Annotated in this window: 14 protein-coding genes; 9 read left to right on the plus strand and 5 right to left on the minus strand. The window is 57.4% G+C overall.

Annotated elements, in window-relative coordinates; translation table 11 throughout:
• Nucleotides 1-8: 8 nt before the first annotated feature.
• Nucleotides 9-1,244, minus strand: a complete 1,236-nt coding sequence (locus B30_RS03250; RefSeq protein ID WP_040401854.1) for an FAD-dependent monooxygenase — start codon at nt 1,242-1,244, stop codon at nt 9-11.
• 110 nt (nt 1,245-1,354) lie between these two features.
• Here B30_RS03250 and B30_RS03255 point away from each other — a divergent pair, with 110 nt between their 5' ends.
• From B30_RS03255 to B30_RS03270, 4 genes are all read left to right on the plus strand, one after another.
• Complete coding sequence (locus tag B30_RS03255; RefSeq protein ID WP_009570583.1) at nt 1,355-2,683, plus strand: amidase; 1,329 nt, start codon at nt 1,355-1,357, stop codon at nt 2,681-2,683.
• Nucleotides 2,684-2,810: 127 nt separating this feature from the next.
• A complete protein-coding gene (locus B30_RS03260) occupies nt 2,811-3,992 on the plus strand; it encodes an aminotransferase class I/II-fold pyridoxal phosphate-dependent enzyme (protein WP_009570584.1) in 1,182 nt (393 codons plus the stop codon).
• A 10-nt stretch (nt 3,993-4,002) separates the two neighbouring features.
• A complete protein-coding gene (locus B30_RS03265) occupies nt 4,003-6,963 on the plus strand; it encodes a DNA translocase FtsK (protein ID WP_009570585.1) in 2,961 nt (986 codons plus the stop codon).
• A gap of 81 nt (nt 6,964-7,044) precedes the next feature.
• Complete coding sequence (locus tag B30_RS03270; protein ID WP_009570586.1) at nt 7,045-7,659, plus strand: LolA family protein; 615 nt, start codon at nt 7,045-7,047, stop codon at nt 7,657-7,659.
• A 4-nt stretch (nt 7,660-7,663) separates the two neighbouring features.
• On the opposite strand, the gene B30_RS03275 is transcribed toward B30_RS03270, so the two are convergent.
• Together B30_RS03275 and B30_RS03280 are read right to left on the minus strand one after the other, a co-directional pair.
• Nucleotides 7,664-8,248: a transglycosylase SLT domain-containing protein gene (locus tag B30_RS03275; protein WP_009570587.1), complete on the minus strand. Its 585-nt coding sequence runs from the start codon at nt 8,246-8,248 to the stop codon at nt 7,664-7,666.
• Between the two features lie 106 nt (nt 8,249-8,354).
• Nucleotides 8,355-9,236 carry an AEC family transporter gene (locus B30_RS03280; RefSeq protein ID WP_009570588.1) on the minus strand — a complete coding sequence of 294 codons (882 nt, stop codon included), beginning with the start codon at nt 9,234-9,236 and terminating at the stop codon, nt 8,355-8,357.
• An 85-nt stretch (nt 9,237-9,321) separates the two neighbouring features.
• Here B30_RS03280 and hspQ point away from each other — a divergent pair, with 85 nt between their 5' ends.
• Nucleotides 9,322-9,648, plus strand: a complete 327-nt coding sequence (gene hspQ, locus B30_RS03285; protein WP_009570589.1) for a heat shock protein HspQ — start codon at nt 9,322-9,324, stop codon at nt 9,646-9,648.
• A 24-nt stretch (nt 9,649-9,672) separates the two neighbouring features.
• Here hspQ and B30_RS03290 read toward each other — a convergent pair whose 3' ends face one another.
• Nucleotides 9,673-10,095: an ATP-binding protein gene (locus tag B30_RS03290; RefSeq protein ID WP_157789779.1), complete on the minus strand. Its 423-nt coding sequence runs from the start codon at nt 10,093-10,095 to the stop codon at nt 9,673-9,675.
• Between the two features lie 58 nt (nt 10,096-10,153).
• The gene (locus B30_RS03295) at nt 10,154-10,498 is read right to left on the minus strand and encodes an STAS domain-containing protein (protein WP_009570591.1); all 345 of its coding nucleotides are present in this window, start codon (nt 10,496-10,498) and stop codon (nt 10,154-10,156) included.
• Between the two features lie 90 nt (nt 10,499-10,588).
• Between B30_RS03295 and B30_RS03300 the strand changes: the two genes are divergently transcribed.
• The 4 genes from B30_RS03300 to B30_RS03315 all read left to right on the plus strand — a co-directional run bounded on the left by B30_RS03300 (nt 10,589) and on the right by B30_RS03315 (nt 13,440).
• Complete coding sequence (locus B30_RS03300) at nt 10,589-11,041, plus strand: GAF domain-containing protein (RefSeq protein ID WP_009570592.1); 453 nt, start codon at nt 10,589-10,591, stop codon at nt 11,039-11,041.
• Nucleotides 11,042-11,059: 18 nt separating this feature from the next.
• Complete coding sequence (locus B30_RS03305) at nt 11,060-11,707, plus strand: RluA family pseudouridine synthase (protein WP_009570593.1); 648 nt, start codon at nt 11,060-11,062, stop codon at nt 11,705-11,707.
• A 105-nt stretch (nt 11,708-11,812) separates the two neighbouring features.
• Nucleotides 11,813-12,466, plus strand: coding sequence for a peroxiredoxin (locus tag B30_RS03310; RefSeq protein ID WP_009570594.1), 654 nt, complete (start codon nt 11,813-11,815; stop codon nt 12,464-12,466).
• 77 nt (nt 12,467-12,543) lie between these two features.
• Nucleotides 12,544-13,440, plus strand: a complete 897-nt coding sequence (locus B30_RS03315; RefSeq protein ID WP_009570595.1) for a glycosyltransferase family 92 protein — start codon at nt 12,544-12,546, stop codon at nt 13,438-13,440.
• Nucleotides 13,441-13,493 lie beyond the last annotated feature (53 nt).

Genomic DNA, 13,493 nt, shown 5'->3' on the forward strand with positions numbered 1-13,493 from the left:
CGGAGTGTTTAAAGCGCGCGCCCCTGCAACAATTTCGGCAAATCACCATTCACCCCGGCGGCCTCGCGGATCGCGGCGCGGCGCAGGCCGGTGATCGAATTGACCACACCCATCCCCATATCGCGCGCGATGCGTAGGATTGGATTGTCGTTTGAGAACAGCTTGTTAAAGCTATCCGTCATCAAAGCCATGGTGGCAACGTCAAAGTGACGCCATTGGCTGTAGCGGGCCAAAACATCTTCGCGGCCAATGTCTTCGCCGCGCCGATGCGCGTCCACAATCACTTCGGTCAAGGCACCAACGTCTTTCAGACCCGCGTTCAAACCCTGGCCTGAAATCGGATGCATCCCATGCGCCGCATCGCCGACCAAGGCCACGCGCGGGGCGTAAAATTTGTTCGCCAAGGTGATGTTGAGCGGATAGGCGAAGCGATGGCCAACCAAAGAAATGTCACCGAGGAAATCGCCAAATCGCGGTCGTAAAACAGCCATGTAATCGGCGTCTGAGAGGGCCTGAATATCCCCGGCCATCTTATCCTTTTCGGTCCAGACAATCGAACTTTGATTGCCCGGCAAAGGCAGGATCGCCAAAGGCCCGGACGGCAAGAAAAACTGATGCGCACAGCCGTGATGCGGTAGCTCATGGGCAATCGCACAGACCAGCGCCGTTTGGCCATAGCCCCATCCGGTGCGGCCAATCCCGGCCCGCTCCGCCGTACCGGATTTGCGCCCATCACAGCCAACAATCAGCCGCCCAGACAGCTCCGTCCCATCGCTCAGCGTTACCTTTGCGCTATGGGCATCGACCTCTTGCGCCATGATCGTGCCTTCAATCTGGGTGATCTTGGCCTGACCGTTCAAGGCGCTCAAAAACGCTTGTCGGAGATACCGATCCTCGACCATGTAGCCCATCGGGCTTTCGTCAATTTCGCCGTCGCGAAATTCCAACATAAACGGCGCGGGACCTTCGCCCGGCTTGCCGTCCGTGACCTTCACGTCCAAAATCTCTTGCGCATGGGCGGCCACTTTGGGCCAAATTCCGATGGCCTTCAAAAGCCTTTGAGAGGACAAGGATAGAGCATAGCCGCGTCCGTCAAAGGCATCATTGGCGCGGGCCGCCTGCGGCAATGAGTCGATCAAAGTCACGCCCAACCCCGCATTCGCACAGGCCAGCGCCAAGGCCGGGCCATTGAGGCCGCCGCCGACGATGATCACATCGCTTGAAGGGGTGGAATTCTGGGTCATGACGATCTCCCGGGGGCCATTGCGGACTGGGCTAAATATGATGCACAAGACCGGATTGTCCATGCGCTCATCCGTCGCTAGGTTGGCCGAGAGTGCGAAAGGAAAACCAAATGGCCGATTTCAAAGACATGAGCATGTGTGATCTTGGGCGTGGCATTGGCGCGGGCGACATTGATCCGCGTGATCTGGCGGCTGATTTTTTGGATCGTGCGGCCTCCCACCCGCTCAGCTCCCGGATCTATGCCCGCATGATGGTGGATCGCGCGCTGGCCGAGGCTGAGGCCGCCGCCCTGCGCGCTCAAAACGGTGTGCGGCGTGGTCTTTTGGACGGTGTGCCGGTGTCGTGGAAAGACCATTTCGACACCGCTGGCGTGGCAACCGAAGCGGGCACCGCGCTGTTGAAAGATCGCATTCCCAGCCGTGACGCCGAAATGGTCCGCCGGGGCGCGCAGGCCGGGCTGGTCGCCTTGGGCAAAACCCATATGTCTGAATTGGCGTTCTCCGGTCTTGGCCTCAATCCAATCACCGCCACCCCGCCTTGCGTCAACGATATGGAGGCGGTTTCGGGCGGGTCGTCCTCTGGGGCTGCCGCCTCGGTGGCCTTTGGTCTCGCTCCTGGTGCGATTGGATCGGATACCGGCGGGTCTGTGCGTATTCCGTCTGCGTGGAACGATCTTGTGGGTCTGAAAACCACCGCCGGACGGCTGTCTTTGGAGGGGGTGGTGCCCCTTGCCGCCGCGTTTGACACAGTCGGGCCGCTGGTCAAAACCGTCGAAGATGCCGCTGCGCTGTTCGCCATTCTGGACGGCACATCTGCCCCCGATCTCAAAGGTGCGACGCTCAAAGGCAAACGGCTTTTGATCCTCGACTCCGTGGTGTTTGACGACATCCGCGATGCACCCCTTGCCGGGTTTGACGCCGCCGTGGCGAAATTCAAAGACGCCGGAGCCGAGATTCATCGCGCCCGCGTCTCCGCTGTTGAGGCGGCCATGGACCTGTCCGGCATTCTGTTCACCGTCGAAGCCTATGCGGAATGGCGCGAGTATATCGAAGCCAATCCCGGCGCGATGTTCCCGCGTATCTTGGAGAGATTTCGAGCGGGCCAGACCTTCAGTGGCGTGGATTTCGTGGCTGGTTGGAAAAGGCTTGCCCATCTGCGTGCGGAGTACCTCAAAGCCACGGTGGGCTATGATGCTGTCATCCTACCCACCGCGCCGATCCTGCCGCCCCATGCGGATCGGTTGATGACGGATGCGGAGTACTATGTGACTGAAAACCTTTTGGCTTTGCGCAACACGCGGGTCGGCAACCTGATGGGATTGGCAGCGCTGACTCTGCCCACGGGGGTGCCGTCTTGTGGGGTCATTCTGCAAACACCGCCTAATACCGAGGCGCAGTTGTTGCGGCTTGGAGCCGCGGCGGAGGCGGCGCTGGCCTAAAAGCCACAACTGCGACACGGCCCCTTCGGTGTCTGGCGTCTTTTGCTGGACCCGGAGGCCCACGCCCGCTATCCTGATCGCAATTACCCGGGCAAAAGATCCGGAAACACGAGGCAGTAGCAGTTTCATGACGTTTCCTGAGCGGTTTTCAAACCTGCCAGACTATGCGTTTCCGCGTTTGCGGAACCTTCTCGACGCTCATGCGCCGGGTGGTGAGGTGATGCATATGACCATTGGCGAGCCGCGCCATGCCATGCCCGATTTTATCGGCGAGGTTTTGGCCGAAAACATCGCGGGCTTTGCCAAATACCCGAACAACAACGGCTCGGATGCGTTGTTGAGCGCGATCTCAAACTGGATTGCGCGCCGCTTTGGCGTGACGGTTGATCCCGAGACCGAACTCATGGCGTTGAACGGCACCCGCGAAGGCCTGATGAACGCCTGTCTTGCGCTCTGCCCTGAGAAAAAACGTGGCAAACAGCCGGTCGTTTTGATCCCGAACCCGTTTTACCAAGTTTACGCCGTCGCCGCCGTGACCATTGGCGCCGAACCCGTATTTGTGCCCGCCACGCGGGACACCGGGTTCTTGCCCGATTACGCCAGTTTACCAACTGAGGTGCTCGACCGCACCGCCATCGCGTATATCTGTAGCCCGTCCAACCCGCAGGGGGCCGTGGCTTCGCGCGACTATCTGCGCGCTTTGATCACCTTGGCGGAAAAGCACGATTTCAAAGTGTTTGCCGATGAATGCTATTCCGAGATCTACCGGGGCGCGCCGCCCACAGGTGCGCTTGATGTCGCGCGCGAATTGGGGGCTGATCCCGAACGCGTGGTGATTTTTCATTCCCTGTCGAAACGCTCCAACCTTCCGGGGCTGCGGTCCGGGTTTGTCGCCTCTGGTCCGCAAAACATCCACCATATCCGCCGTTTGCGCGCCTATGCCGGCGCGCCGCTTCCCGGTCCGATCCAATCGGTGTCCGCGCGGGTTTGGGCCGATGAGGATCACGTCATCTCTTCGCGCGCGCTTTATGCCGAGAAATTCGACATGGCCGATGAGGTGTTTGCGGGCATCGACGGTGCCGCCGCCCCTGAGGCCGGGTTTTTCCTCTGGCTGCCCGTCAAGGATGGCGAAGAGGCGGCGATGAGGCTTTGGACGGAAACCGGCGTTCGGGTTTTGCCCGGCGCATATCTTTCGAGGGACGTGGATGGGGAAAACCCCGGCGCGTCATATATCAGGGTCGCGCTTGTGGCCCCAATCAACGAGACACGGCGCGGGCTGATCATGCTTCGCGACTGTTTGTACACATAAAGAGGCAGGCATGGCATCCTATCAGGCACGTGGTCGCGATCCGCTTTTCGACAGAAACACCCAAGCCGTTTTGGAACGGCGGGGGAAGGAACTTATTGGGCTTGGCCTGATCATCGCGGGAGTTTTGTTTGCCCTGATGCTCGGCTCCTATGTGCCCGAAGATCCAAGTTGGCTGTCCGCCACCGACGCGCCTGTGCGCAATGTTTTGGGTCGGTTCGGCGCCTCGATTGCCTCGCCTTTGATGATCATTGTGGGTGCCGCCTCCTGGGGATTCCCTCTGGCGTTTCTGGCGTGGGGGCTACGGTTTGTCCTGCATCGTGGGGCGGAGCGCGCGCTGACGCGGGCCGTGTTTGTGCCCATCGCCATTGCCGTGGCGGCGGTCTATGCCTCGACCCATGCCTCCACCGCGCCACAAAGTTTTGGCGGCCTGTTCGGGGATACGGTATTGGCCGCATTGATCCAAATTCTGCCCTTAGGACAGGGGTTTAGCCTTAAGGCTCTTTCTGTCCTGTCGTTTTTTGGCACGCTTGCCCTGATGCTGTTCGCCTTTGGGTTTGTTGTCCGCGAATTGCTGGCGGGTGGGCGGTTTTTGCTGATCGGTGTTGTGTCGCTCTATGCACTGGTGTTGCACCTCTTGGGGCGTAGCGCACGCGGGTCGGTGACGGTCGGGCAACGTTTGGCCCAAAATGCTGCGCAACGTCGCGATGAGCGCCGCCAAGCTGCCGCCGAACTTGCCGAATTTGACGCGGCTCAGGCCGTGCAGGCTCAGCCGCGACCGGGCCGCGTGTTGCGTGCGCCGATGCCGGAAACCGCACCACAGGCCGCTGCTCATCCCGCGGAATATGACGCCAAGCCCTCGCTGTTCGCCAAGATGCCGGGGCTGTTGAAACGCACCGCACCTGACGATTTGGAACCGGAATTGATCGAACGCGACGAGGCCCCGGATGTTTATGTTGCGCCGGGTCAGGACGATCGCATTCGCTCCAAAATCGCCAATGTGATCAGCGCCCGGTCGCGTGTTGGGTCGCGTGAGGCTCCGGCTGTGGCGGAGCGCATTGAGCCGCCGCTCACCGCCGCACAAAAGGCCGCTGCGAAATACAAAAAGGGTCCGAAGCCGATGATCTTGGCGCAAGCCGAGCGGCCGCAGCCGGTGGTTACCCCCTATGTGGAAACCTATGCGGAGGGCAGTTTTGAGAATGACGCTTATGCTGATCCCTTTGCCTCTGATGAGTATAACTATGAGGCCGCCGACAGCTTTGCTGGGGAGGCCTATCCCGAGGTCGAAGAGATTGAAACTCCGGAGTATCTGAGCGCGCAGCCGCAACGCTATGAACCGCCAAAACCCGCAGCCCCCGAGGCCAAGCGCGTGGTGCAACATCCGGTACGCAAACCTGTTGCCCAGTCGAAACAAGCGCAAGCCGAGGCCCAACCTGCGTTGAAATTCGACCCGAAAGAGGCGCAATACGAAGTGCCGCCGCTGTCCTTGTTGGACAACCCGGTCAATATCGTGCGTCACACGCTTTCGGATGAAGCGTTGGAAGAAAACGCGCGGATGTTGGAAAGCGTGTTGGACGATTACGGCGTCAAAGGGGAGATCGTTTCGGTGCGCCCCGGCCCGGTTGTCACCATGTATGAACTTGAACCCGCGCCGGGTCTCAAAGCCTCGCGGGTGATCGGCCTCTCCGACGACATCGCGCGCTCCATGTCGGCGCTCTCCGCGCGTGTGTCCACGGTGCCGGGGCGGTCGGTGATCGGGATCGAATTGCCCAATGATCACCGCGAAATGGTCAGCTTTCGCGAAATCCTGTCGACCCGCGATTATGGTGATGGCAAATTGTCCCTGCCTTTGGCATTGGGCAAAGACATCGGCGGCGATCCGGTTGTCACCAACCTTGCCAAAATGCCTCACCTTTTGATCGCTGGGACCACCGGCTCCGGGAAATCCGTGGCGATCAACACGATGATCCTCTCATTGCTCTATCGGCTCACGCCGGAGGAATGCCGCTTGATCATGATCGACCCGAAGATGTTGGAACTTTCCGTTTATGATGGCATTCCACACCTTCTGTCGCCGGTTGTGACCGATCCGAAAAAGGCCGTGGTCGCGCTCAAATGGGCCGTGGCGGAGATGGAAGATCGCTACCGCAAAATGTCCAAAATGGGCGTGCGTAACATCGACGGCTATAACGGTCGGGTCAAAGAAGCGCTGGCCAAAGGCGAGCTGTTTTCGCGCACCGTTCAAACCGGGTTTGACGATGAAACGGGCGACCCGATCTTTGAAACCGACGAGTTTCAGCCCGAAACCCTGCCCTATATCGTCGTCATCGTCGACGAGATGGCCGACCTGATGATGGTTGCGGGCAAAGAGATCGAAGCCTGTATTCAACGCCTTGCCCAGATGGCGCGGGCCTCTGGCATCCACTTGATCATGGCAACGCAGCGCCCGTCAGTCGACGTCATCACCGGCACGATCAAAGCCAACTTTCCGACCCGTATTTCGTTCCAGGTGACATCGAAAATCGACAGTCGCACGATTTTGGGGGAACAGGGGGCCGAGCAACTCCTTGGCATGGGCGACATGTTGTATATGGCGGGCGGCGGTAAAATCCAACGCTGCCACGCGCCGTTTGTCTCCGACGAAGAGGTCGAAAAAATCGTCTCTTATCTCAAAGCCTACGGCCCGCCTGATTACGTTGGCGGCGTGGTTGAGGGGCCGGATGCGGATAAGGAAAGCGACATTGACGCGGTGTTGGGCCTGTCCGGCGGTAATACCGACTCGGAAGATGCGCTGTATGACACGGCCGTGGCCATCGTCATCAAGGACCGCAAATGTTCGACCTCCTACATCCAGCGCAAACTGGCCATTGGCTATAACAAAGCGGCGCGTTTGGTGGAGCAAATGGAAGACGAAGGCGTGGTTTCCTCGGCCAACCATGTCGGGAAACGCGAAATTCTTGTTCCTGAACAATGACATATCACATCACGTCAAAATCCGCGTGATGTGATCTAAAGAGAGGTGAAAGGGCGTGCGCAAAGGCGTATATGTGAGGGCATGAAACGCTTTATCACCGCTCTTGCGCCCGCCGCCCTGATTGCTTTTTCCGTTGCTGCCCCGGCAATGGCGGAGAAATTGTCGCTTGGAACCCTGACGAACTACCTCAATGGCCTGTCCACGGTTCAGGCGGATTTTACCCAGACCAACGATGACGGATCACGCTCTTCCGGCAGTTTGACGCTCAAACGTCCGGGGCGGATGCGCCTGTCCTATGGCGGGGAAAATGATCCGCTTGTTTTGGGGGCGGGCGGCCAGGTTGCCATTTTTGATCCGGGTTCAAACGAACCGCCACAGCGCTTTCCCATGGCGCAGACGCCACTTTCGTTGATCCTGGCGCGCAATGTTGACCTGTCAAAGGCGCGGATGGTGGTGTCGCACACCGAGGTCAATGGTGACACGGTGGTGCGCGCCCAGGACCCGGATCACCCGGAATATGGCTCGATTGATTTGATTTTCAGTGCCACGCCCATCTTGAAAGCCTGGGTCATTCATGATCAGAACGGTGGCGAGACAACCGTTCAACTCACCAAGATGACGCTTGGTGGATCGGTGTCAGACAGCGCGTTCAACATCCGGTCCGAAGCCAAACGGCGCGGTACGCCGATCGACTAAAAGTTTAGAGCTTACGACAGGACATCAACTGTTGGCGATAGGTGGTGGATCGTGCGCCGACCTCGGTGGACACCCGCATCAACCATGGTTTCGCGCGGTAACTGCCACGGGCATAGCCGGTTCGGCCCTCGTGATACGCGAGGTATTGCGATGTGGCATCCTGCTTTGAAATGCCCAAAACCGATGTGGATTTATCCATGTACCAGCCCATGAAATCGGTCGCATCCTGGATGCGATCCCGTTTGGCCCCCCAGCGATTTTGTTCACGGCGGTACTCATCCCAAGTGGCATCCAGTGCCTGTGCATATCCGTAGGCTGAACTTTGACGCCCCATCGGGATCACGCCAAGCACGAACCGATAGGGGGTGCGGGCGTTGCCGATAAATTTGCTTTCTTGGTAGAACGTCGCCATTTGCACGTTCACCGGAATGCCCCATTTGCGTTCGGTGGCCTTCATCGCCCGAAGATAGGTGGGGCGTTGGGATACGATGGCGCAGGCGTTTTCGAGTTCCCGGGGGGCGGAGAAGTTGCCGCTGCCGCAAGCCGAGACCAATAAAAGTAATGCCACTGCGCGAAGACGTCTGCTCATGTCTGCCTCTCGCTTTTTTGTTTTGTGAGACAATAGCGGATTTGGGCGTGGTGTGAAATGTCTTTCCCGTGATCTTTGCGCCGAAAGGCGGGCATGGTGTCGCGAGTTAAATGACGATGGCCAACAGAATGGGCAAATACAGGACCGAGAGAAGCGTTGAGGCGACAACAAGCGCGGCCACCGCGTCAGAATCGGCACCGTATTTTTCCGCCAACATATAGGAGGTCACTGCGACGGGCGTGGCGATTTGGACCACGAGCACGGCAAATGCAATGGGGTCGAGGTGGAAATAGCGACCCGCCAGTGCCGCGATTCCGGCGCAGAGGATGACCTTGGCCACGGCGATGATGCCCGCTCGACCAAGCCCGTGTGGGTGCAATCGCGCCACGGCAACCCCAAGCGTGATCAACATGATCGGAATGGCGACTTGGCCCAAGAGTTCGAGTGTGTTCATCGCGAATTTGGGCAGGGTCCAGCCTTGCCACAAAAACAGCGCGCCAAGGGCGGTGGCCCAGACCAAAGGTTCCTTGAACGCTTTCGCAGGAGAGCCGCCACCCGCCGTCACATAGACGCCAAAGGTAAAGGACCACAACGCCATCACAGCGAACACCACCACAGCATAACTCAACCCCGTTTCACCAAAGGCGAAGAGGGCAAGCGGCAGGCCAAGGTTGCCGGTGTTGCCGAAAATCAGCGGGGCCAAGAATGTACGACTGTCGAGTTTGAACAGTTTTACCGCCAGATAGGCGGCCAACGTCACCCCCGCATAAGCGGCGACCGCAGCGAAAGACAGAGCGGTCAAAGCGGCGGGTTCAATATCGGCTTTGACCAAAGCGGTAAAGATCAGTGCCGGGACCGAGAGTGTCATTGTCAGCTTGGTCACGAATTCCAAACGGTATTCATGACCGGTCTTCACCCAGGTGAACCCGACCAGTGCCAAAAGGAAAACCGGCGACACGATTTCAAGCACTGTTAGAACGAGGTTCACAGACTGTTTCCCATTTCTTTGCCCGTCCCCCGTGGACAGTCGCCATTTTTACGGTCTACTAACCGTTTATGGGGGTTGCAACGTCATGATGACATCACGTGCCAAATATCATCTTGGGCAAGTTGTCTGCCACAAGCAACATCGCTTTCGGGGCGTGATCTTTGACGTGGATGCGATGTTCTCGAACACCCAAGAATGGTATGATGCCATTCCCGAAGACAGCAGGCCCCATAAAGACCAACCCTTTTATCATCTGCTCGCTGAAAATGACCAAAGCTATTATGTAGCCTATGTGTCTGAGCAGAATCTTGTTGCAGATTATTCCGGTGTTCCGGTTGAGCATCCCGATCTGTCAGATCTGTTCGGTCCGTTTGAGGACGGGTCCTACCCGCTGCATTTTCAGCTTAACTGAAGCATGTGGGTCAGGTGACAAGGCTTAGTTGAGGCGACCGATGGACATGCGAAAAGAGAGGCGATTTTGGCCTTCTTCATGTGTGTACTCCAAATCATGCGCCAATTCCCGGATCAAAAACCAACCAAACCCACCCTCAGGAAGATCGGCAACGTCGCAATTGAGGTCGCATTGCATCCCCAGTGGCGGTTCGCCATTTGGCATCATTGCCCCGGTGTCGATGACGGTACACCATAGCCCGGCTGTGGTTTGCGACAGTTGAATTTCAATGATGCCCGCCTCATTCCCACGATAGGCATGTTCGACGATATTATTGAGGATTTCTGCCAAAACGAGTTCAAGACTGGCAAGTTCGTCGGAGGAAAATCCGATCGGTCCAAGGCCATTTTTGATGCTTTTCAATCCGCGCCGAACGGCGTTTTCTCGTGCGGGAAGAATGATCCTCAACTCATTTTCTTTCGATTGCGGGGCGACACGCCGGACCACTTTGCTTTGTAGATTGCCCTCAGGACGCATTCGCGACGCCCTCCACCGCCGTGGAGACGCTGTCGTGAATGGTGAATACGGTGTCCATGCGAGTCAGGTGGAATACCCGTTGCACGGTTGGATGAAGAGCCGCGAGTTCCAGACGTTGCCCGTGGCGCACGGCTTTCAATGCAGCAACCACAGCACCAAGACCGGAACTGTCGAGGAATTCAACATTGCCGAGGTCCAAAATGATGCGAGAGGGACCAGCCTCACTCAATCCACGCATCTCATCCTTAAACTGGATCGCGCAGGCGGCATCAATCCGGTTTTCATCAACGCATACGACACGCACATCCTCAAAATCCTGATGGTTCAGTTTCATCTGCGATACCTTTGCTCTTCCGATGAGATGAAACTACGATCCAAATATTACCAATGAGTTTGCACAGACGCGAAAAATGGAGAAAATCACATGGATTATGCCGCTTTGTCGGATCGGATCAAAAGTCTCTGCGAAGGCGAAGAGGATATGGTCGCTTTGATGGCAACGTTTGCGTGCGAAGTGCACCTATCAGATGATCGATTCGATTGGACTGGATTTTACCGCGTTGTTTCCAAAGACCTTTTAAAGATCGGGCCTTATCAAGGCGGACATGGATGTCTTGTGATTCCGTTTTCTCGAGGCGTCTGTGGCGCCTGTGCGCGCACTGGCGAGGCCCAGTTGGTTGAAGACGTCGAGGCCTTTGAGGGCCATATCGCCTGTTCGTCCACAACGCGTTCTGAAATTGTCCTGCCTGTGCGAAATGCAAAAGGCACGCTTCTTGGCGTCTTTGATATCGACAGCAATCTGCCTGCCGCGTTCACGCAAGAGGATGTGATGGCACTGAGCGAAATCCTCGACGACACCTTTGCCTCTTGCGCATAGCCATGCTATCGCCGCGCCATGGATACCATCTACGCCCCGCCGCAAGATCCGCTTAAAATCATCCACATGGATCATGAAATCCTTGTGGTCGATAAGCCTGCGGGGCTCTTGTCGGTGCCAGGCAAGGGAGAACACCTTGCCGATTGCCTGATCGCGCGGATCAAGGCGGTGTTTCCGGAGGTTTTGCTGATCCATCGTTTGGACCGCGACACCTCTGGCGTGATGATCTTTGCGCTCACGCCTCATGCGCAACGTCACATTGGTTTGCAATTTGAGAAACGTCAGACCAAAAAGACCTATGTCGCCTGGGTTCAGGGCCATATTGCGGAGAAAACCGGCACGGTTGATCTGCCGCTGATCGTCGATTGGCCCAATCGTCCGCGTCAGATGGTGGATCATGAAAACGGTAAGCAGGCCATCACCGATTGGCGTGTGGTCCGCTATACTGAAGATCAAACACGCGTTCGCCTTATGCCCAAAACCGGACGTTCGCATCAGTTGCGTGTGCATATGTTGGCGTTGGGGCACCCAATCATGGGTGATCCGTTTTACGCCACCGGAGTCGCACGCGTGGCTCCGCGTTTGATGCTGCATGCCGAGCAATTACGCTTGCGTCACCCTGACGGCGGGGCGGGGCTGTCCTTTACCGCTAAATGCCCGTTTTGACAAAGCCCGAGTAATTTTGTCGCGGGGCGGATCAGAAGGGTGTAAAACCCATTTTTAGAACCTATCTAAACTTACGAACCACGCATTTACTCAAAGGAGAAAACCATGGGCCTTCGCATCAATGACATTGTTCCCAATCTGACCGTGACCACCGACCAAGGTGAGATCACTTTGCACGACTGGATCGGCGACAGCTGGGCGGTGATTTTCTCCCACCCGAAAGATTTTACCCCCGTCTGCACCACCGAATTTGGCGCTGTGGCACAGCTTGCCGACGAATGGGCGGCGCGCAACACCAAGGTGCTTGGCGTGTCTGTGGATGGCGTTGAAGAGCACAAGGGCTGGAAAGCCGACATCGAATCCTTTGCGAGCGCCAAAGCGGGTTTCCCGATTGTGGCGGACACCGACCTGGCCCTGTCCAAAGCCTTCGACATGCTCCCGGCTGAGGCCTATCTTCCGGATGGCCGTACCCCCGCAGACACCGCCACTGTGCGTTCCGTCTTTATCATTTCGCCGGATAAGAAAGTTCAGTTGATGATGACCTATCCGATGTCCGTGGGCCGGAACTTTGCCGAAATCCTGCGCGCTTTGGACGGTCTTCAAAAGACGTTTGGCGTGCCTTTGGCGACCCCTGCGAACTGGACCATCGGCCAAGACGTGATTGTCGCGACCTCTTTGGATGACGCGGCTGCGACCGAAAAATACGGCACGCTGGACAAAAAACTGCCCTACTTGCGGTTTGCCAAAGACCCAAAGTAAGGGTCTAACACAGCTTAAATTCGCCCCTGTTCGCCTGTGCCATTCTTTCTTATGGTGCTCGCGAATAGGGGTTTTTTATGCTGTCATTTCTGCGCCGGACCAAATCCATCTCCCGCATCGCGCTTGATCCGCCGGTGCCTTTGCCGGATCGCTCAGGTCTCGCCCTTGTCGTGATCGTCAAAAACGAAGCGGCCCATATCGGCGAATGGGCGCGGTTTCACCTGCGCGCCGGGGTGTCGCATGTCTATGTCTATGACAATGGCTCGACGGACACGACATTGGTCGAAATGGTCGCTGCCATCGGGGTGCAGCATGTCACCGTGATCCCATGGGATCAAAAGCTGCGTGATGGCATCACAGGTGCGGAAATCCACAACCAAGTGCTGGCCTACGCCCATGCGGTGCGCAATTTTGGTGCGGCCTATCGGTGGATGTCCTTCATCGACGTGGATGAATTCCTCGTTCCAAAATCCGGCGATACTTTGCCCGATTGCCTTGCGCATCTGGAGGGAGAAACCAACATCTCGCTGCCATGGCATATGTTCGGTCGCAACGGCTTTGAGGCCGCGCCTAAGGGCGGGATAATCGCCAATTACACCCGCCGTCACCCGGACCCGATGAGCCCGTTGAAAGGCATGTGCAATTTCAAAATGATCGTCGATCCTTGCCATGTGACTGCGATCAAAGTGCATTCGGTCGAGACGGACGGATCAACCGCAAGCGTCAACGACACAGGCATGCGCGCCGCCGCCGGGGATCGTAAAAAACCGAGTTTCTATTCCGCCGATCACATCCAACTGAACCACTATTACACCCGCTCCAATGCCGAACTTCAGGCTAAAATCAATCGCGGCTCCAACATGACCCAAGACGAGGCCGACCATAAACGCCGCGTCATGCGCAAGGTCGATCAGATCGAGGCGGAGAGTGTCGAGGATCTGGCGGCGAAGCGGTGGTTTGGCGCGCGCCCCTAGCTTTATTGCAGCGTAAATACTCAAACAAAAAGCCCCGCCAAAAGCGGGGCTTC

Source organism: Celeribacter baekdonensis B30, assembly GCF_000299875.1.
Classification (GTDB): Bacteria; Pseudomonadota; Alphaproteobacteria; order Rhodobacterales; family Rhodobacteraceae; genus Celeribacter; species Celeribacter baekdonensis_A.

Bases quoted from the DNA above. Each gene is read 5' to 3' on its own strand.
- B30_RS03250 (WP_040401854.1), bottom strand. From the start codon at position 1,244: ATGACCCAGAATTCCACCCCTTCAAGCGATGTGATCATCGTCGGCGGC.
- B30_RS03255 (WP_009570583.1), top strand. From the start codon at position 1,355: ATGGCCGATTTCAAAGACATGAGCATGTGTGATCTTGGGCGTGGCATT.
- B30_RS03270 (WP_009570586.1), top strand. From the start codon at position 7,045: ATGAAACGCTTTATCACCGCTCTTGCGCCCGCCGCCCTGATTGCTTTT.
- B30_RS03310 (WP_009570594.1), top strand. From the start codon at position 11,813: ATGGGCCTTCGCATCAATGACATTGTTCCCAATCTGACCGTGACCACC.
- B30_RS03265 (WP_009570585.1), top strand. From the start codon at position 4,003: ATGGCATCCTATCAGGCACGTGGTCGCGATCCGCTTTTCGACAGAAAC.
- hspQ (WP_009570589.1), top strand. From the start codon at position 9,322: ATGATGACATCACGTGCCAAATATCATCTTGGGCAAGTTGTCTGCCAC.
- B30_RS03275 (WP_009570587.1), bottom strand. From the start codon at position 8,248: ATGAGCAGACGTCTTCGCGCAGTGGCATTACTTTTATTGGTCTCGGCT.
- B30_RS03315 (WP_009570595.1), top strand. From the start codon at position 12,544: ATGCTGTCATTTCTGCGCCGGACCAAATCCATCTCCCGCATCGCGCTT.
- B30_RS03260 (WP_009570584.1), top strand. From the start codon at position 2,811: ATGACGTTTCCTGAGCGGTTTTCAAACCTGCCAGACTATGCGTTTCCG.
- B30_RS03305 (WP_009570593.1), top strand. From the start codon at position 11,060: ATGGATACCATCTACGCCCCGCCGCAAGATCCGCTTAAAATCATCCAC.
- B30_RS03295 (WP_009570591.1), bottom strand. From the start codon at position 10,498: ATGAAACTGAACCATCAGGATTTTGAGGATGTGCGTGTCGTATGCGTT.
- B30_RS03300 (WP_009570592.1), top strand. From the start codon at position 10,589: ATGGATTATGCCGCTTTGTCGGATCGGATCAAAAGTCTCTGCGAAGGC.